Raw genomic sequence first — 18,672 nt, 5'->3', positions numbered from 1 at the left:
TTACAGCACCTTCAGGATCAGACTTCCGATCTGATAGACCAGGAAGGACCCCAGGTAAGCCGCCCCGATCTGCCAGGCAACGGAGGCCAGGGTCCATTTGAGGGAGTTCATCTCCTTGCGGATGGTGGATACCGCCGCCACGCAGGGGACATACAGCAGGACGAACACCAGGAAGGCGTAGGCGGCCGCCGGGCTCTGGAACGTGGAGCTCAGCGCCGCGGCCACCGTTGCGCCGCCGGCGGTGACGGAGAAGCCGTAAAGCATGCTCATGGAGGAGACGACCATCTCCTTGGCTACCAATCCGGACAGCAGGGCCACGGCCGCCTGCCAGGTGCCGAACCCCAGGGGGATCAGCACCGGCGCGATCCGGGAGCCCACGTATCCCAGCAGGGAGCGGCTGGCGTCCTCCACCATGCCGAAGGCGCCGTTTTCCACGCCAAACGCCTGGAGGAACCACAGCAGCACGCTCATGGCCAGGATCAGGGTGCCCGCCTTGACCAAAAAGCCCTTTACCTTCTCCCACACGTGCAGGGAGATATTTTTCAGGGTGGGCAGGCGGTAAGGCGGCAGTTCCAGCACAAAGGCGGCGGGCTCCCCCTTGAAGACGAACTTTTTGAGGAGGATCCCCGAAGCGATGGCAAAGAGCAGGCCCAGCAGGTACAGGGAAAAGACCACCGCGCCGCCGTACCGCGGGAAAAAGGCCGCGGTGAGCAGCCCGTATACGGGCAGACGGGCGGAGCAGGACATGAAGGGCACCAGCATGATGGTCATACGCCGGTCCTTTTCGTTCTCCATGGTGCGGGCCCCCATCACCGCGGGCACCGTGCAGCCAAAGCCCATCAGCATGGGGATAAAGGCCTTGCCGCTGAGGCCGAAGCGCCGCAGCAGCCGGTCCATGATGAAGGCCGCCCGGGCCATATAGCCGGAGTCCTCCAGAAAGGAGAGGAACAGGAACAGGATCGCGATCTGAGGCAGGAAGGTGAGCACGCCGCCCACCCCTGCGATCACTCCGTCCACCAGAAGGGCCTCCACCCAGGGCGCCACCCCGGCGGCGGTGAGTCCGGCACGGACAAAGCCGGCAAAATAGCCGCCGATCAGGGTATCTACCCCATCGGAGAGCAATTGGCCGGGGCCGAAGGTGAGGGCAAACATACACAGCATCATCAGCAGGAACACGGGAATGGCCAGGAATTTATGGGTGACGATGGAGTCGATCCTGTCGGAAAGGGTCGGCTCCCCCAGCGGCCGTCCCTTCTTCACACAGTGGGCCACCACCCGCTGGATGAACTGATACCGCGCGTCGGCGATGAGGGTCTCCCGGTCGCCCAGAGCGTAGGCCCCCTCATACTCCCGGCATACCGCTTCCAGCTGCGTCTTGGCGGCCTCGTCCAGGCCCAGCGCCTGCTCCACCAGCTCGTCTCCCTCAATCAGCTTGATGGCGGCCCAGTGTGCCGGTACCTTGGCGGCATAGGCTTTGTCGTGGATCAACTCGCCCACCTTGTGGTGGATCTGATGGGTAAAATCGTCGTACAGATCGTCGGGCTCTACGGTAACGCCCACATGCATCTGCTGATGGGCCCGCCGCAGCAGCTCCTTGACGTTTTTCCCGGAGCGGGCGGTGATCGGGATCACCGGTACTCCAAGGGCCTGGGAAAGCCGCGCCACGTCGATCCGGTCGCCGTGCTTTTCGACCTCGTCCATAAAATTCAGGGCAATGACCATGGGGCGTTCCAGCTCCAGCAGCTGGGCCGTCAGGTACAGATTGCGCTCAATATTGGTGGCGTCCACAATATTGATGACGGCGTCCGGGTGCTCGCCCACGATGAAGTCCCGGGCCACGATCTCCTCCATGGAATAGGGCGACAGGGAGTAGATGCCGGGCAGATCCACCACGGTGAGCGCCTTGCCATCTACGTCCGCCCTGCCCTCCTTCTTCTCCACCGTGACGCCGGGCCAGTTGCCCACATACTGGTTGGAGCCGGTAAGGGCGTTGAACAGCGTGGTCTTGCCGCAGTTCGGATTGCCCACCAGAGCCAGTTTCATTTCCCGGGTATCGTGACTGGCATAATCCGGCACGCCGCCGTGCTCCGCCGCCTCGTGGGCGTGGTCGGCGCTCATGCGGCGCAGCGCCTCCTCGTCCGGCAGATGCTGCACCATACCGATGCGCTGCCTGCGGGTATCGGCAAAGGCCTCCCCTTCCGCGCCGGTGGCCATCAGGATCTGGTGCGCGTCCTGCTTGCGCAGGGAGAGCTCGTAGCCCCGCAGATTGACCTCGATGGGATCCCCGAAGGGCGCCACCTTGCGCACCGTGATCTCAGTGCCGGGCGTCAGGCCCATATCCACCAGCCGCCGCTTGACGGCGCCCCGTTCATTTCCCGCCTTGAGGATCACGCCCCGCTCCCCCGGGGCCACGTCCTCCAGTGTTTTTCGTTCTTGCTCCGCCTGTGTCCTCATATACCTTCTACCGCCTATTTGTTCATTGCTTACGTTCGAAAAAATTGCATATCGTAGAGATTATACTACCGCCGTCGTGCGGGTGCAATCCGTTTCCAAAAAGAATTCCCCGCCGGCCGGGATATCTTTCCCTCCATCCGTTCGGCCCCTTCCCTTTTTGTCCGCCTCCCGGCGCCTCCTACTTCCAATTCTCCTGAAACAGCGGCCGGGGGAGCCGACAGCGCGGGCCGAGCCCGCACCCATCCGGGCACACGTATGGGTGCGCTTTACCGCCTTCCCCAAAGTCCTCTGCAGGATCAAGGCCCCGGATGATCGGGAGCGGCTGACAAAACCGCCGCGCGCGGAAGACGGCTGGAGCGAACAGACCAGAACGAGCGCCCCGGAATACTCCGGGGCGCTCGTTGGCTTACGTGTTATTCCTCGTCGTGGTCGTGTTCACAGCCGCAGCCGCAGTCGCAGCCGTCGTCACAGCACTCGTCACAGCACTCGTCGGAAAGATCCAGCGCAAATTTCTCCTTGCAGCTGGGGCACTGGATCACGCCCTCCTCCAGCACGGATGCGTCGATGACCAGCGTCTCCCCGCAGTTGGGGCACTCGGTCTCAAAAAAATCGTCCTCGCAGCAGCAGTCGTCGTCCTCGTCCTCGTCGTCCTCCTCGAAGACGGCCTCTTCCACCTCGGACAGGTCGTCGGAAAGCGCGTCGATCTCCTCGCCCAGAGCTACGGTGTTCTCCTCCAGATCCTCAATCGACAGACCGATCTCCTCCAGGATGCCGATCATCACGGAGATGAGCTTTCCCTCCTTGGACTTCTCGGTGTCGATGGCCAGGCCCTCGGCCAGCCCCTTCAGGTATGCGACCTTTTCAGAAATAGTCATACTTTTCTCCTTTTATTGACGGCGGCGTCACGCCGCCGCCTTACGGGTCAGGCCCGTGCTCTGCCGCTGCCGGCTCAGGCCCTGCAGCGCTCCGGATATTCGCCGGTGCGGGTGAATCCCATACAGGTCATGGCTTTGTATGGGAGCCCTGCTTTTTACTTGCGCGGCGGAAGTAAATTCCGCCTTGCGCCAAGGTTTTGCCTGCGGCAAACGCTTGTCCGCGCCATACGGCGCGCCCCGCGCTGCGGGGCCTCCGACACCCGCCGGAGCGGTTCTGCCTTCGTACCGCCAAAGCGGATGATCAGGCCTTGCAGCGCTCCAGATATTCGCCGGTACGGGTATCGATCTTGATCTTGTCGCCGGGGTTGATGAACAGGGGCACCTTGATTTCGGCGCCGGTCTCCAGAGTGGCGGGCTTGGTCACGTTTGTGGCGGTATCGCCCTTGAAGCCGGGATCGGTCTCGGTGACCTCCAGCTCCACAAAGGTGGGGGGCTCCACAGCGAAGATCTTGCCCTTGTAAGAGTTGATCTTGCAGGACATGTTCTCCTTGACGAAACGGAAATTGTCGCCCAGGGTATCCTTTCCGATGGGGATCAGGTCATAGGTCTCGGGATCCATGAAGTAGTACAGGTCGCCGTCGTTATAGCTGTACTCCATATCCTTGCGGTCCACATAGGCGCTTTCGAACTTGGCGGTAGGGTTAAAGGAGGTCTCGGTCACGCCGCCGGTAATGACGTTTTTCATCTTGGTGCGGACAAAGGCCGCGCCCTTACCGGGCTTGACGTGCTGGAACTCGACCACCTGCATGACCTGACCATCCATCTCGAAGGTCACGCCGTTGCGGAAATCACTGGCAGTAATCGTCGGCATTGGTATTCATCCTCCAAAACAAGGTTTCGCATATTTTAGCTATGCTATTTTACTCCATTATTCCCTTGTTGGCAAGGGTTTTTACAGGATAATCAGCTCTTTGGGCGATTTTGTGAGGATCTCGCAGCCGTCCTCGGTCATGACCACCACATCCTCGATGCGTACGCCGAAGCGGCCGGGCAGATAGATACCCGGTTCGGCGGACACGGCGGCCCCGACCGGCATGGGGGTCTCGTCGGCGGTATTGGCATTGGGCGACTCATGGATCTCAATGCCCACGCTGTGGCCGTAGCCATGACCGAAATACGGCCCGTACCCCGCCTCCTCGATGACCTTGCGGGCGGCGGCGTCGATCTGCTTGCCCGGCACGCCGGCGCGGGTGGCGGCAATGCCCGCCCGCTGGGCCCGGAGCACCGTGTCATAGACCTTGCGCATCTCCTGCGTGGGTTCCCCCACCGCCACGGTACGGGTCATGTCGGAGCAGTAACCGCCGTACTTGCAGCCAAAATCCATAGTGATGAAGCTGCCCGGCTCCACCTTCCGGTCCCCGGGAATCCCATGGGGCAGGCTGCCGTTGGGGCCGGTGACCACAATGGGGTCGAAGGACATCTCATCCGCGCCAAGGCGCAGCATGTCGTACTGGAGTCTGGCGGCGATTTCCCGCTCGGTCATGCCGGGGCGGATAAACCGGATGATCTCTGAAAAGGCCTTGTCGGTGATCTCCTGCGCCTTCTTCATCAGTTCGATCTCTTCGGCATCCTTGGCGGCGCGCAGTTTGGAAATAAGCTGATTGGCAGGCGTCAGCGCGCAGGGGAGGTCCCCGGCGTACCGGTTGTACTGGGCCACGGTCATATAGCCGTCCTCAAACCCCAGCTTTTTCACGCCCAGCTCTTCCACCGCGCCCTTTACCAGCGCCTGAATGTTCTTGCTGCGGTCGGTCATGGTGATATGGGCCCCGGCAACCTGCTTTTCCGCCGCCTCGATATAGCGGGAATCGGTAAAGTAGCGGCACTCCCCGCTCGTCACCACCACTGCGCCCTCCCCATGGAATCCGACGGCGTAGAACTCGCCGGGGGCGCTGGTAACCAGCATGGCGTCCAGGCCGTACTCGTCCAGCCCGGCTGCAATTTGTTTGAGATGGTTCATCCTAGTTCTTCCTTTCTGATCATATTCAAATCCTTGGCGTTTTTTCGATCTCCGGCCGGTCCCGTGTCTACCGGCCCGTCTCAGGGGCGTTGGGGCGCATATGACAAGCGGGCCTGATACATCCGTTTCATCCTCAGCGCGTCTTCCGCCTGAGTGCCGGCGCTTTCGCAGATGAAGGTGGGACTCCAGCCCCGGCGTGCTACCTCCGCCATCAGGGGCTCCGGTTCGGGACCGAAATCGGTCTGCGCAAAGGTAAGGTGCATCTTTTCCCCGCCGTTGGGGGTGAACGCGATCTTGGAAAAGTGGCTGTGGAAACCGGCGGCCCGCTGCTCTCCCAGCACCGCCCGGATGCGGTCCAGGATGGCCGCGCAGGCTTCCGGTCCGCTCAGCCCGCCCAGCGTACGGGCATACAGATGTCCAAAGTCTACCGTGGGCACCAGCCGCTCGTCCAGGGTACACAGCTCCAGCACCTCGTCCAGGTCCCCCAGCTGATTGATCTTGCCCATGGTCTCGGGGCACAGGGCGATATGGCCGAAGCCCGCCTCGTCGCAGGCGGCAAGCACCGCTTTGAGCGACAACCGCGCGATATCCAGCGCCGCCCGCCGGCTGCGTTTCATCAGAGCCCCGGAATGGACGACCACCCGCCCGGCCCCCATCCAGTCTGCCGCCCGGCAGGCGGAGACGATATAGCCGATGGTCTTTTGCAGGCTCTCGGGCTCGGGATTGGCCAGGTTGATGAAGTAAGGCGCATGGAGCGAGAGGGCGATCCCCGCCTCCCGGGCCGCCGCGCCCAGCCTGCGGGCGGTCTGCTCCCCCACATTGACCCCCTTGCCGCACTGGTACTCGTAGCAGTCCAGGCCCAGCTCGTTCAGCCACCGGGGCGCATCCACTGAGGACTTGTACGGAAAGGAATCGGCGTTGCCCGCCGGCCCGAATCTTGCGCTCATAATGCTCGTTTTCTCCTTTTCGCCCAGACGCGGAAGGGCCACTCCACCCCATAGCGCAGATAGCGCCCCGGATTGCCCGCAAGCCGGATCGGCTCCACCAGCAGGGTGGTCACTCCGGCCCGCTTCCCGCCCAGGATATCGGTAAAGATCTGATCTCCAACGACCGCGGTCTGTTCCCGGGTACAGCCCATACGCTCCATCGCCGTAGCGAAGGAGCGTACCTTCGGCTTTCCCGCGTGGCCGAGGAACGGGACCCCCAGCGCCTTGGAAAAGCGCTCCGGCCGCTGGGGACGGCGGTTGTTGGACAGCACAAAAAGCTCCACCCCCCGCCCCGCCAGCGCGGCCGCCCAAGCCCGCACTTCTTCCGTGGGTTCGGGCACGCCGTAGGGGACCAGGGTATTATCCAGGTCGGCCAGCAGCAGGCGAATCCCCCGCCGCTCCAGCGCCGCCGGGTCGATCTCAAAAATACACTTCCCGGCCCAATCGGCCAACAGGGAAAAACCCATCCCTTCACCTCTTCTATTCCAGAACTTGTCCGCATATCAGTGATTATACACGTTTCTCACAACATGGACAAGGGGGTACCTTTCAGTATGTTATCCAAATCCAACCTGATCCTGACCGCGCCGCCGGCGGACAGCCGGGCGGCCGGGCGCTTCGGTCTCCCGGTGGGCCACGTGGCCTACCGGGTGGGGGGCGGTCCTCACCTGTTCCGCGCCAGCATGCCCGTCTCCGTTCGGGGCGGTCTGATGGTGGTGGACAATACCGGCTTCTCCGGCGGCGGGGAAGCGGGCCCCTTCTGTCAGGAGGTCTTGCGGGAATGCTCCGCCCGGGGCCTGGACGGGGTCATCTGCGACTTCGAGGGCCGTCCCCTCCAACTGCTGGCCCAGGTGATCCACGACCTGGGGAATATGCTCCACCGGCGGGGCTGGCCGCTGTATGTGACTGAGGCCTACGGCGGCTCCTCCGACAAGGCCAAGGTGCTCATCCCCTCCTCCCTCTCCGGCGGCTCCCTCCAGCAGCGGCTCCAGGACGCGGCGGCGCAATATGGCGCGGAGCGGGTGGCGCTGGCGGTAGAGCGGGTGGCCGAGGATTTCTACCTCCCCTCCCCCACCGGCCAGGGCATGCCGCTCACCCGGGAGGAGCTGCAAAAGCGCATTGCGGAGCGTGCCCCCTCGGTCTTCTTCTCCAATGAGCTGTGCGCCCACTACTTCACCTACATGTCCCGGCAGAATGGCGCGCATTTCGTGCTGTTCGACGACGCCGGCTCCATTCGAAAAAAACTGCAGATCGCCCGCAGCCTGAACATCGCCGACGCGGTGCTGGCCTATCCTCAGGTGGAGGACCTGCTGGAAGAGATCCTGCGCTGACGGCGCCCCGTCCGGCATAACAAAACCCCGCGCCAAACGGCGCGGGGTTTACTGCTCTTAATAGAACTTCTTGCGGTTCTTGCGGGCGGCCTCAGACTTCTTGCGGCGCTTGACGCTCGGGCTCTCATAGTGCTCACGCTTACGAACCTCGGCCAGAACACCAGACTTGGCGCAGTTGCGCTTGAAACGCTTGAGTGCATTCTCCAAGGACTCGCCGTCCTTTACATGGACTTCCGACATTGACTTCCCCTCCCTCCGAGACGGCGGACACCCGCCGCCAAAGGGCCACATAGATATGGCTTTAACAGTATCATTATATGCGCGATACGCCTGCTTGTCAAGAGGACATTTTGCCTCCGTCAGCGTTCCTGAAAAAACTCGATGTCCTCGCCGGCCGGCCCGGTGCAGAATGCGATGCGGATGGGATAGCCGCCGCCCAGGTTTTGATCCACAGGCCCCATCCATACCGGCCGTCCCGCCGCCCGGACCCGCTCCGCCAGCGCGTCCACATCCGCGGCAGCGAAGGCAATGTGCCCAAACAGCCCCTTCTTCAGGCCGGGCGCGCCGTTGGCGGTGACCTCCAGCAGGGTGTTGCCCAGATCCAGCATGGCGCCGCTGTTCCCGCCGGCGCCCCAGGTCCGGACCAGGGGGCAGCCCAGCACGTCCCGGTAGAAGGCCAGCACCTGCTGGAACTGCGCCTCGCCCTGCGTCTTGAGGGAGATATGATGGATTCCCTGATGCGGGCTCATCGCTTCGGCCTGACGATGAGGTTGACCAGTTTATTCTTGACCAGGATGACCTTAACGATCTCCATCCCGTCGGTAAACTTCCGGACCTTGGGGTCCTTCTGGGCCTCGGCCACCACGGCGTCCTGCTCGCTGTCCAGAGGCACGGTGATCGTGGCGCGCAGCTTGCCGCCCACCTGCACTGCCATGTTCACCTCGGCCGCAATGGTCTTGCTCGCGTCGTAGGCGGGCCATGCCTGCTGACAGGCCATGCCGCCCCGGGCTTCGGCAAAGCCCAGGTCCTCCCACAGCTCCTCCGTCATATGGGGCGCGAAGGGGGAGAGCATGAGCAGCAGGGCGGCATAGTCGCCCCGGGAGCAGCCGTTGGCGTAAAAATCATTGACCAGCGCCATCAGCGCGGCGATGGCGGTGTTGAACTTCATGGCCTCGATATCATCGGCCACCTTCTTGATGGTCTTGTGGAGGCCGCTCTCGTTGGCCTTGGAATATCCCGCCTGCTCCGTAAGCTGCTCGGACAGATTCCACACCCGATCCAAAAAGCGCTTGCAGCCCTTGACGGCATTGGCCGACCAGGCGGCGGCCTTCTCAAAGTCGCCGATGAACATGATATAAAGACGCATGGTATCCGCGCCGAACTCGGCAATGACGTCGTTGGGGTTGACTACGTTGCCCCGGCTCTTGGACATCTTCTCGCCGCCCTCGCCCAGAATCATGCCGTGGCTGGTACGCTTTTGATAGGGCTCCTTGGTGGGGACCACGCCGAGGTCGTAAAGGAATTTGTGCCAAAAGCGGGAGTAGAGCAGATGCAGGGTGGTATGCTCCATGCCGCCGTTGTACCAGTCCACCGGAGACCAGTAGTCCAGCGCCTCCCGGGAGGCCAGGGCCTCTTGGTTGTGCGGGTCCATATACCGCAAAAAGTACCAGGAGGAGCCCGCCCATTGCGGCATGGTATCGGTCTCCCGCTTCGCCGGGGCGCCGCAGTGGGGGCAGGTGGTACTGACCCAGTCGGTCATCTTGGACAGCGGGGACTCGCCGGTGTCGGTGGGCTCGTAGGAATCCACCTCGGGCAGCAGCAGCGGCAGCTCGCTCTCGGGCAGGGGCTGCCAGCCGCACGTTTCGCACCAGACCATGGGGATGGGTTCGCCCCAGTAGCGCTGACGGGAAAAGACCCAGTCGCGCAGCTTATAGTTCACCTGCTCGTGGCCGATGCCCTTTTCCTCCAGCCAGCGGGTGATGACAGGGATCGCCTCGCGTACCGTCAGGCCGTCCAGGAAGCCGGAGTTGACCAGAATACCGGTGTCGTCCTTGGCGGTAAATGCCTGCTTCTGCACGTCCTCGCCGCCGGAGACCACCTCGATGATCTCACAGCCGAACTTCTTGGCAAAGGCCCAGTCACGGGTATCGTGGGCGGGCACGGCCATGATGGCGCCGGTCCCGTAGGAGGCCAGAACATAGTCCGAGAGGAAGATGGGGATCTCCCGGCCGTTGACCGGGTTGACCGCCCGCACGCCCCGGAGCTGTACGCCGGTCTTCTCCTTGTCGGCGGCCAGCTCGGTGCGCTCAAAGTCGGACTTGCGCGCGGCGGCAGCCACATAGGCGCTGACCTCGTCCAGGTTCTCCAGCTTGTCCGCCCACTGCTTCACGTACGGATGCTCCGGAGAGATGACCATATAGGTGGCGCCGAACAGGGTGTCCGGCCGGGTGGTGAAGACAACGATCTCATCCCCGGTGGTGGCCTGGAAGGTCACCTCCGCGCCGGTGCTCCGGCCGATCCAGTTCTTCTGCTGGATCTTCACCCGCTCAATGAAATCCACCCCGTCCAGATCGTCGATGAGGCGCTGGGCGTACTCGGTGATCTTGAGCATCCACTGGCTCTTCTCCTTGCGGATGACGGGGGCACCGCAGCGCTCGCACACACCTTCCACCACTTCCTCGTTGGCCAGCACGCATTTGCAGGAGGTGCACCAGTTCACCGGCATGGTGGTCTTGTAGGCCAGACCGTGCTTGTAGAGCTGAAGGAAGATCCACTGGGTCCACTTGTAATACTCCGGATCGGTGGTGTTGATCACCCGGTCCCAGTCGAAGGAATAGCCCAGCATCTGCAGCTGCTTGGTAAAGTTGGCGATGTTGTCGTGGGTCACCTTGGCCGGGTGGATGTGATTTTTGATGGCGTAGTTTTCCGTGGGCAGGCCGAAGGCGTCGTAGCCCATGGGGAACAGGACGTTGTAGCCGTCCATGCGCTTCTTGCGGGCCACCACGTCCATGGCGGTATAAGGCCTGGCATGGCCCACGTGCAGGCCCTGTCCGGAGGGGTAGGGAAACTCCACCAGGCCGTAAAACTTCGGTTTATTACTGTGGTTTTCACAGTGGTAGGTCTTCTCCTCCAGCCACTTCTTCTGCCATTTGGGTTCGATGCGGGCGAAATCGTACTTCAACTCTCTCACGCTTTCTTTCGATCTATCATCGGCCCCTCCGGGGCGTACAGTCTGTGCTATTATAATCGAAAAAGCCCTGATTTGCAAGGGTTATGCTTGACTTTTCCCCGCGGCTTGACTTTTCCCCGCGGTGCGGATAGGGCGGGGATAACAAGGAAGGGAACGTGGGCGCAGAGGGGAAGCCGGCGTATGCAGATTGTCGGTATCGTCCCGGCCGTGCCGGCGGCCGCCGTGCTGGCCATCGGGCCGGGGGCCGCCTTCTGATTTCTACGCCCAACCACCCCGGGAGAGCGGGTGGACGCAGCGGAGGGCGAGTCCCTCCGGCAGGTGATGGTCGGCCGCAGCGGCGGCTGCGTCCCCATCGCCCCCGCCGCCTATGCCGTCACGGTCTATCCCGACCGGGCAGAGACGGGGCGCTCCTTCGGCGTGAACAGCCAGGGGCGCGTCTACCAGGACAGGCGGCGCTATTCCGACGCCCTGGAGCAGGCGGCGGAGCTGACGGCCCTGCTGGAGCGCATCTGCTCCTGAACGGTTCAGAGGCCGCCTCTTTCCGTTCCACGGCAGCACGGCCGTTTCTCTTTACTCAATATAAGAATACACACGTTTCCATCGAAATAGGCTGCAAAAAGCGGCGGGTGGGGGAATTCCCCCGCCCGCCGCTGGCCTGTGTCCCCGTGTTCAGTTCAGCGGGATGGTTACCGCTTCGTCCTCCAGCAGCATACAGTTAGGCTGCCAGAAGCACACGCCCGCGACCTGCTCCGCCTGCATTTCCGGGTAGCTCCAAGTCACAATCCAGTTCCCGGTTTCCTTATCGCGTTCCCATTCCTTGGCGCCGCCCAGGGCCAGCTCCGCCCCGTCAGCATCCAGCAGGCCGAAGTCCGGGGTGTACTCGTCGCTCAGCCCCAGAATTCCCTCTTCACGGAACACCGCCGTTGCCTGCTCCTCTCCCACATCCAGTGACAGGAGAGTATAACCGTTGTCCGCCCCCTCGTCGGTCAGCGGGAGGGCGTCCAGGCTGCCGGACACCCGGTGCGTGCCGCCGTCCGCCGCCCAGGGCACCAGGGTGAGGGAGGCCATGTTGGTGCGGCCGCCCTGAAATTCATAGAAATTGGAGAGGGCGCGAAGGCCGCCGGACACAAGGCCGTAATAACTGTGGGGCAGCACCGTTCCCTGGTCGTCCCGCAGGATGAAATGGGTAAAGGGGCGGTCACTCTTGGTACTCAGCACCAGCCCTCCCCCGGAGGGAGCCACCGCCACCTTCTCCACGGTGATGCGCTGTCCGTCCACCGTAAAGGTCTGGTTCGGCTCCGCCACCAGACTCTCCCCATCGGGGGCGGTTTTATCCACCAACAGATCAAGGCTCCAGTTCCCCCGTACTCGGGGAACCAACTGGTCGGTATATACCTCCAGTTCCACAACGGCGGGCAGGACGGTCATCACCGGGCAACGCTGGGTCAGCTTAATGGCATGGCTGTCCAGTCGTTCCCATTCCGTCTGTGCTCCCCAGGCCTCCAGCTCACGGCCCTCCGCCCGAAGGTTCAGAGGCCAGACCGCGGGTCCCGTCTCCTCCTCGCCGCCCCAATTGGGGATCGGCTCCTCGCCGGTGATGGTGGCATAGAGGGTGATAAACGCCTCGTCCACGCCGATGCCCTCCAGGGTGAGGGTGTAGCCCTGGTCGGTGACCGATGCCCCCACCTCGGCGGAATAAGGCTGGAACCCCTCCGCCGCGCCGCCGAAGCCGCCGGGTCGGGCGATCAGCTCCAGCACGCCGGAGGCCGCCGCCACGCCGCCCACGCACAGGGCCGCCGCCAGGACCCCAGCCGCCGCCCACCGGCGGAGCCGGCGGGGGCTGGGCCTCCTCCGTCCCTCCGGCAGCCCCTCCAAAATGGCGTCCATACGCCCGTCAAAGCCCTGCGGAACCGGGCAGTCCTCCCGCCGGGCCCGCTCTTTCAACCGCTCATCCAATCGGTTCATGCTTCGTCCTCCTCCCGCAATCGCTCCTTCAGCCGCTGGCGGGCCCGGCCCAGCCGGGACTTCACCGTTCCCTGGGCCACCCCCAGCACCCGGGCGACCTCCGCCACGGGCAAATCCTCGTAGTAGTAGAGGGTCACGGCAGCCCGCTGCTCTTCCGGCAGGGAGAGCACCGCCTCCCACAGGCCGCCGGGGTACGCGTCCTCCGCGCCGCCGGCCAGCGGCTCCAGCTCGTCGGTATAGATCACCCGGCCGCCCCTCCGCCGCTGTTCATAGGCGCAGTTGACCGCGATCTTCAGCAGCCAGGCGCGGACCGCTCCCCGGGCCCGCAGGCGGTCCCAGACCTGCCAGGCCCGCAGGACGGCCTCGCCCACCGCGTCCTCCGCGTCGGCGTCGCTGTCCAGAATGCTCCGGGCCGCCCGGAACATGCCGCGGCTGTGCTCGGTCACCGCCGCGGCAAATTCCTCCCGCGCCGATGCCCGGTCCACGCCTTCCCTGGTCTGTTCCATGTGCTCACCTCGTCTTTCCTTGTCCGGACACTCTATAGATGCACGGGCGGGCGGTTTGGTTCCCCTGGGACAAAAAAACGTTCCGAACAGACATGGGGCCCGGCGGAACTCCGCCGGGCCCCATCTGATTTAATTCTCGGTCAGCACGCCGGACAGATCCATGGGCACGGCGTCGCTCCACAGGCGCTCCAGGTCGTAGAACTTCCGGGCCGTCCCGCAAAAGCTGCGCTTTTGCGGGAGCCCGGCCGCCTATTTCACCTGCGCTGCGAAGTGAATCCGCCCCGCAGCAAGGTTTTGGCCAAGCCAAAACGCTTGTTCGGCGCAGGCGCCGTTCCGCTCTGCGGGGCCCAGGAGGCCCTAGTCCTGTGTCAGGACACCGCTCAGATCCATGGGCACGGCATCGCTCCACAGGCGCTCCAGGTCGTAGAACTTCCGGGCCTCCTCGTTGAAGATGTGCACCACCACGCTGGAGAAATCCAGCAGCACCCAGGTGCCGCCCCGGTGGCCCTCAATGTGGTGGGGAGGCTCTCCCGCGTCCTTGAGCGCCTTCTCACAGGCGTCCGCCAGGGCCTTGATCTGGGTGGTGGAGGTGGCGGAACAGATGACAAAATAATCTGCAAGCGTGGTCAGTTCCCCCGTCTCCAGCAGCTTGATGTCCCGGCCCTTTTTGGCGTCCAGGGCACGAACGCACTCCAGCGCAATCTCTTTTGGTGTCATTGGCAGTTCTCCTTTACTCAATGGGTTCCATACCCGGTCCGGAAGCGCCGTCCGGGGTCGTCACAGGGGTCTCAGCCGGAGGCGGGGTGGGTTGTGCGGTCTGCACGGGCGACGGAGTGGCCGCCGGAGCAGCGCTTTGGACGGGAGTCTGAATGGGGGCGGCGCTTCCGGAGGGCGCAGGCGTCTCCGCCGCGGCGGGCGGCGTGCTCTCCCCACTGGGCGCCGGACTGGGGGAAGGCTCCGTACCCACGTCGGGCGTCTCCTCCACGGGGCGGGCCGGGGTGGGTGTGGCCGCCGTCTGGCCGCCTTTGCCGCCGGAGCTGCCGGAGGAAATACTGCTCACCACATCCAGCTCGTTCAGGCGCAGGTCCTCCAGATAGGGGTTGAACCTTTCGTTGACCACCTCCAGGATCTCACTGGCGATGGGCAGCAGATGCGCCCCGTCCCCGGCGGACTTGTTGGGCATGGTCAAAAACTCCACGTTGTCCATGTCCAGCCCGCCGATCGCGGATTTTCCGAAGTAGGCCATGTTGGACACGTTCAGGTTGGTCACCACGTTCTCCTGGAAGATGCTGATATACTCCATCAGATTGGGCAGCAGCACATCCGGCTGGAGGCACTTGGCTACCACAGCCTTCATAAAGGACTGCTGGGTCTCGATGCGGCCCAGGTCGCCCGTGGCATAGCCGCTGTTGAGAATATGGCCGCTGTCGTCGCTGTTGTGCCGCCAGCGCAGCAGCCCCATGGCGTCGCTGCCGTCCAGGAGCTGATAGCCCTCCTTCAGATCGATCTTGAAATCCTGGGATAGATCGTTATAGTACATCCGCCGGGGCACGTCGAACCACACCCCGTCGATGGCGTCCACCAGCTTGCCGACGGCCTCCCACTGGATAATGACATGAAAGTCCGGGACCACCCCGGTCAACTCTCCCACCTCTTCCTTCAGCGCCGCGATGCCGTCGTCCCCTCCGCCGGCGCGGTTATAGACCGAATTGAGCAGCACCTTGCGTCCATAATACTCCACGTAGGTGTCCCGGGGCAGGCTCATGACGCTGAGACGCTGGTTGGGCACGTCGTACGCCGCCAGCATCATGGTATCGGTATTGCCGCCGCCGAAGGTGTCCTGCCCCACCACCAGGAAGGTATAGAACTGTTTCTTCCGGTCGGCGGAAAGGCCGGGGATCTCCACTTCGATCTCGTTGCCGTCGTCGTCCACCATGGTGGTGCTCTGCGGCTTGCGGCTGGCGCTGGGGTCGTCCACGTCGGGCGGAGCGGTAATCAGGTTCCAGGCGATAAAGCCCGCCACGATGACGGCGGCGATCACGGTCAGGGCGATGTACAGCCCCCGCAGGACCTTCTGCCTGCGGGTACGCGGTCGGCCGGGACGTTTTTCCCGCGGCTTTTTCTCTGTCTTTTGCAGGCGGGAACCGCCCTGGTGGTTCTTTTTCTGTTCCGGGTTCATTCTATTGATCCTTTCCATTTCTCTCGCGCGCAAGCCAATCCCGCGCCCGCACCGTGTTTGCATGCACGGGCAGGCCCCGGTCCGCCATTTCCCGGATGCTCATCTCACACCCGGCCAGCACCGCTGCGTCCAGATCCTGGTAAGCCAGGGTCCTGAGCCGCTCCACGCCGGGGAAATCCCGATTCGGCTCCATGTAGTCGGCAATATACAGGATCTTTTCCAGCCGGCTCATGTCCGCCTTGCCGGTAGTGTGCCAGTAAATCGCCTCAAATATGTCGTCGTCCGCTCCGTACACGTCCCGGGCCACACACGCGCCCGTCTTGGCGTGGAGCAGCTTGACCGCCGTTTGCTCCAATTCGTCCAGTACGATACCATATTTCGCGCATAATTGCAACTGCTCTTCCATGTCCAGATATTTGGTGCAGTCGTGCAGGATGGCCGCACGCCGGGCTTTTTCCTCGTCCGCGCCCCACCGGCGGGCGAGCCGGGCTGCCTCCGCCTCCGTGCCCTGCACATGGGCGATGCGCTTGGCGCGGATCATGGAGTAGGAACAGGCCCGCAGTTCCCGGTCGGGCAGACGCTTCCGGTCATAGTGTACGCCGTAGAGGCCCTTGCGGATGATATAGCCGTACACCGCCGGGGCCAGGAATTCCCGTCCCTCCCCCGCCGCCAGCAGCGCCCGCAGCCGGGTGGACGAGATGTCTACGATATCGGGCGAGTGGACCAGCCGCACCCGCGCACCCAGCTCGCGCTCCAGACGGCGGGCCTGGGCGCACAGCGCCTGCTCCGGCGCGTCCGGGGTGCGGGCAAAGGCGCAGATGCCCGCCAGGCGGGCGATCACATCCGGCTCCCTCCAGTTCTGAAAGCTGAGGAACATATCCGCGCCCATCAGCAGCCACAGCTGCGCGTCCGGTTCCTGTTCCCGGAGCTGCCGCAGCGTATCGGCGGTATAGCTGACGCCGGGACGTTTCAGCTCCAGAGCGCTGGCCTCCACCCGGCCGGGCAGAAGCAGAGCGTCGGCGGCGATGGCCGTCATATCCAGGCGCTGCTCCGCGGAGGGCGCGCCGGGCGGCAGGACCTTGTGGGGCGGCTGGGCCGCCGGCAGGAGCACGAGCCGGTCCAGTTCCAACGCCTCCAGGGCGGACCGCGCCGCGGTCAGATGTCCCGTATGGGGCGGATTGAAGGTGCCGCCGTAAATTCCCAGTTTCATAGACGCTGCCCCCTATCCGGTCTCGCTCACTTGCGCTTTCGGTCCGATACCAGGACGATCTTGTCCTTCTTCTCCTTATTATGGCTTGGACGGTACAAAACGAATTTTGTTCCGATGACCTGTACCACCTCGCTGCGGGTGGCCCGGGCGAGCTCTTCCGCCGCTTCCCGGCTGGTGAGCATGCTGTTCTCCAGCACCCTGCACTTGATCAGCTCCCTGGCCTCCAGCGCGTCGTTGGCCTGCCGGGTCAGGTTCTCTCCGATCCCGTCCTTGCCGATGTGAACGATGGTGTCGATGCCGTTGGCCAGCCCCCGCAGCTGGGCGCGCTGTTTACTGGTTAGATCCATATTTCATTCCTTCCCGCCGAGACGCTTCCGGCGCTTTTCCGTTAAAGATTCGATTTCGTCCTCCGGCATCCACAGCTCGCTGTATCCGCAGGAGAGACAGCACCATTGCTCCACTTCTACCGCTCCCCAGCTTTTCATCAGAAAGCTCTTGGTCCGCTCCGGATCGGAAGCGCCGCATTTCGGGCAGACCTTGCTGTTCTTCATGCCGCCTTCACCCTTCCGCCTTTTTCAGATATTCCTTCAGCTTTTTTTCAAATGAATCCAACGCCTTCCCCCGGTGGGAGATGGCGTTCTTCTCCTGGGCCGTCAGCTCGGAAAAGGTTTTTTTCAGCGCGGGCACAAAGAAGATGGGGTCGTAGCCGAATCCGCCCTCTCCCCGGGGCGCATAGGCCAGGGCGCCGCAGCACTCCCCCCGGGCCTCTACCACGCCCCCGCCCGGGAAGCAGCAGCAGATACAGGAGACGAACCGGCACCGCCGGTCCAGCTGCCCGCGCATGTTCTCCAGCAGGAGCTGATACCGCCCGGTATCGTCCAGCCCCTCGCCCCCGTACCGTGCGGAATAGACCCCCGGCGCACCGTTCAGGGCGTCCACGCAGAGCCCGGAATCGTCCGCGATCGCGGGCAGGCCGCTGGCCTGCATCACCGCATGCGCCTTGAGGCGGGCATTTTCCTCGAAGGTGGCTCCCGTCTCCTCCACGTCTACATCCACGCCCGCCTCGGACTCCAGCACGACATCCACCCCCAGCCGGGAGAGGATGTCTTTCATCTCCGTCAGCTTATGGGCGTTCTTGCTGGCTAATACCATTTTCATCGCGTCCGCCTCCTAAAACTTGTTTCTGGATGCGCTGGATCTCCCGGATGCCCTTTTGGCACAGCGCCACCAGAGCCTGCTGTTCGGCAATGGTGAAGCTCCGGCCCTCACCGGTCCCCTGAAGCTCCACCAGCGCCCCTTCGCCGGTCATGACGCAGTTCAGATCCACCTGGGCGCCAGAGTCCTCCTCATAGCACAGGTCCAGCAAAAGTTCATCCCCCACGATGCCGGCGGATACCGCCGCCACGCAGGTCTTGAGCGGCATCTCCGGCAAAACGCCGTCCTGCACCAGCTTCCACAGGGCCAGGGCGAGGGCCACAAAGCCCCCGGTGACGCTGGCGGTACGGGTGCCGCCGTCCCCCTGGAGCACGTCGCAGTCCACGGTGATGGTGCGCTCCCCCAGCCCGGCCAGATCCACGCACGCGCGCAGGGAGCGGCCGATGAGCCGCTGGATCTCGGCTGAGCGGGGAGAGAGCTTCAGTTTCGCGATATCCCGCCTGGACCGTTCCCGGTTGGCCCGGGGCAGCATGGCGTACTCGGCGGTGACCCAGCCCTCTCCCTCGGGGACATGGGGGGGCGTGCGCTCCTCCACGCTGGCCGTGCACAGCACATGGGTATTGCCGCAGCGGATCAGGCAGGAGCCCTCCGCGAACCGGTTGATATTGGGGATGATCTCAATGGGCCGCAGCTGATCTGCCGCCCGTCCGTCGATTCTTGCCATGGTTTCCTCCCGTTTCGATCGCCGCAGGCGATTTCCATTCCAATTGATCGCAAGCCGGACCCTCCAGGCCGCCGCGGCTT

Annotated in this window: 21 protein-coding genes and 1 pseudogene; 2 read left to right on the top strand and 20 right to left on the bottom strand. The window is 63.6% G+C overall.

The features are described from left to right. From feoB to NE547_RS06430, 8 genes and pseudogenes are all read right to left on the bottom strand, one after another. Window positions 1-2,043, bottom strand: coding sequence for a ferrous iron transport protein B (gene feoB / locus NE547_RS06455; RefSeq protein WP_370866827.1), 2,043 nt, complete (start codon window positions 2,041-2,043; stop codon window positions 1-3). A gap of 71 nt (window positions 2,044-2,114) precedes the next feature. Further along, window positions 2,115-2,186 carry a hypothetical protein gene (locus NE547_RS18560; protein ID WP_352408574.1) on the bottom strand — a complete coding sequence of 24 codons (72 nt, stop codon included), beginning with the start codon at window positions 2,184-2,186 and terminating at the stop codon, window positions 2,115-2,117. Between the two features lie 40 nt (window positions 2,187-2,226). Further along, window positions 2,227-2,454, bottom strand: a pseudogene (locus tag NE547_RS18555) (ferrous iron transport protein A); the annotation flags it as partial. Between the two features lie 413 nt (window positions 2,455-2,867). After that, window positions 2,868-3,329, bottom strand: a complete 462-nt coding sequence (locus NE547_RS06450; RefSeq protein WP_256175044.1) for a CD1247 N-terminal domain-containing protein — start codon at window positions 3,327-3,329, stop codon at window positions 2,868-2,870. A 301-nt stretch (window positions 3,330-3,630) separates the two neighbouring features. Then, window positions 3,631-4,200 carry an elongation factor P gene (gene efp, locus NE547_RS06445; RefSeq protein ID WP_186907104.1) on the bottom strand — a complete coding sequence of 190 codons (570 nt, stop codon included), beginning with the start codon at window positions 4,198-4,200 and terminating at the stop codon, window positions 3,631-3,633. A gap of 81 nt (window positions 4,201-4,281) precedes the next feature. Further along, window positions 4,282-5,346, bottom strand: coding sequence for a Xaa-Pro peptidase family protein (locus NE547_RS06440; RefSeq protein ID WP_256175043.1), 1,065 nt, complete (start codon window positions 5,344-5,346; stop codon window positions 4,282-4,284). An 80-nt stretch (window positions 5,347-5,426) separates the two neighbouring features. Further along, window positions 5,427-6,293: a TIM barrel protein gene (locus tag NE547_RS06435; RefSeq protein ID WP_186907102.1), complete on the bottom strand. Its 867-nt coding sequence runs from the start codon at window positions 6,291-6,293 to the stop codon at window positions 5,427-5,429. Continuing rightward, window positions 6,290-6,799, bottom strand: coding sequence for a YqeG family HAD IIIA-type phosphatase (locus NE547_RS06430; protein ID WP_256175042.1), 510 nt, complete (start codon window positions 6,797-6,799; stop codon window positions 6,290-6,292). The genes NE547_RS06435 and NE547_RS06430 overlap by 4 nt, the downstream gene beginning before the upstream one ends. An 87-nt stretch (window positions 6,800-6,886) precedes the next feature. On the opposite strand from NE547_RS06430, the gene NE547_RS06425 reads away from it, so the two are divergent. Further along, window positions 6,887-7,663, top strand: a complete 777-nt coding sequence (locus tag NE547_RS06425; protein ID WP_256175041.1) for a hypothetical protein — start codon at window positions 6,887-6,889, stop codon at window positions 7,661-7,663. 57 nt (window positions 7,664-7,720) lie between these two features. On the opposite strand, the gene rpsU is transcribed toward NE547_RS06425, so the two are convergent. From rpsU to leuS, 3 genes are all read right to left on the bottom strand, one after another. Next, window positions 7,721-7,903 (bottom strand): 30S ribosomal protein S21, encoded by a 183-nt coding sequence (gene rpsU / locus NE547_RS06420; RefSeq protein ID WP_186907100.1) that lies wholly within the window; start codon window positions 7,901-7,903, stop codon window positions 7,721-7,723. Between the two features lie 119 nt (window positions 7,904-8,022). Then, on the bottom strand, window positions 8,023-8,412 hold the full coding sequence (locus tag NE547_RS06415; RefSeq protein ID WP_186907099.1) for a VOC family protein: 390 nt from the start codon (window positions 8,410-8,412) through the stop codon (window positions 8,023-8,025). Next, on the bottom strand, window positions 8,409-10,844 hold the full coding sequence (gene leuS, locus NE547_RS06410) for a leucine--tRNA ligase (protein ID WP_186907198.1): 2,436 nt from the start codon (window positions 10,842-10,844) through the stop codon (window positions 8,409-8,411). The genes NE547_RS06415 and leuS overlap by 4 nt, the downstream gene beginning before the upstream one ends. Before the next feature lie 294 nt (window positions 10,845-11,138). Here leuS and NE547_RS06405 point away from each other — a divergent pair, with 294 nt between their 5' ends. Further along, on the top strand, window positions 11,139-11,372 hold the full coding sequence (locus tag NE547_RS06405; RefSeq protein WP_256175040.1) for a hypothetical protein: 234 nt from the start codon (window positions 11,139-11,141) through the stop codon (window positions 11,370-11,372). Between the two features lie 150 nt (window positions 11,373-11,522). Here NE547_RS06405 and NE547_RS06400 read toward each other — a convergent pair whose 3' ends face one another. The 9 genes from NE547_RS06400 to rph all read right to left on the bottom strand — a co-directional run bounded on the left by NE547_RS06400 (window position 11,523) and on the right by rph (window position 18,592). After that, complete coding sequence (locus NE547_RS06400) at window positions 11,523-12,818, bottom strand: DUF4179 domain-containing protein (protein ID WP_256175039.1); 1,296 nt, start codon at window positions 12,816-12,818, stop codon at window positions 11,523-11,525. Continuing rightward, complete coding sequence (locus tag NE547_RS06395; RefSeq protein WP_256175038.1) at window positions 12,815-13,324, bottom strand: RNA polymerase sigma factor; 510 nt, start codon at window positions 13,322-13,324, stop codon at window positions 12,815-12,817. Before NE547_RS06395 ends, NE547_RS06400 begins: the two co-directional genes overlap by 4 nt. Before the next feature lie 357 nt (window positions 13,325-13,681). Next, the gene (gene rsfS, locus NE547_RS06390) at window positions 13,682-14,041 is read right to left on the bottom strand and encodes a ribosome silencing factor (RefSeq protein ID WP_186907096.1); all 360 of its coding nucleotides are present in this window, start codon (window positions 14,039-14,041) and stop codon (window positions 13,682-13,684) included. 13 nt (window positions 14,042-14,054) lie between these two features. Further along, a complete protein-coding gene (locus tag NE547_RS06385; RefSeq protein WP_256175037.1) occupies window positions 14,055-15,503 on the bottom strand; it encodes an LCP family protein in 1,449 nt (482 codons plus the stop codon). Window position 15,504: 1 nt separating this feature from the next. Then, window positions 15,505-16,713 (bottom strand): bis(5'-nucleosyl)-tetraphosphatase (symmetrical) YqeK, encoded by a 1,209-nt coding sequence (yqeK, locus tag NE547_RS06380; RefSeq protein ID WP_186907094.1) that lies wholly within the window; start codon window positions 16,711-16,713, stop codon window positions 15,505-15,507. 26 nt (window positions 16,714-16,739) lie between these two features. Next, entirely contained in the window at window positions 16,740-17,060 is a 321-nt protein-coding gene (yhbY, locus tag NE547_RS06375; RefSeq protein ID WP_186907093.1) for a ribosome assembly RNA-binding protein YhbY, read from the bottom strand. Window positions 17,061-17,063: 3 nt separating this feature from the next. Beyond that, a complete protein-coding gene (locus tag NE547_RS06370; RefSeq protein ID WP_186907092.1) occupies window positions 17,064-17,264 on the bottom strand; it encodes a hypothetical protein in 201 nt (66 codons plus the stop codon). A gap of 7 nt (window positions 17,265-17,271) precedes the next feature. Further along, the gene (rdgB, locus tag NE547_RS06365) at window positions 17,272-17,871 is read right to left on the bottom strand and encodes an RdgB/HAM1 family non-canonical purine NTP pyrophosphatase (RefSeq protein WP_256175036.1); all 600 of its coding nucleotides are present in this window, start codon (window positions 17,869-17,871) and stop codon (window positions 17,272-17,274) included. After that, a complete protein-coding gene (gene rph / locus NE547_RS06360; protein WP_186907090.1) occupies window positions 17,837-18,592 on the bottom strand; it encodes a ribonuclease PH in 756 nt (251 codons plus the stop codon). Before rph ends, rdgB begins: the two co-directional genes overlap by 35 nt. Window positions 18,593-18,672 lie beyond the last annotated feature (80 nt).

It is taken from the genome of Flavonifractor sp. DFI.6.63 (assembly GCF_024462255.1).
In the GTDB taxonomy this organism is placed as follows: Bacteria; Bacillota; Clostridia; order Oscillospirales; family Oscillospiraceae; genus Lawsonibacter_A; species Lawsonibacter_A hominis.
Note: the sequence above shows the minus strand (reverse complement) of the source record. Positions and strands in the feature narration are given on the sequence as shown.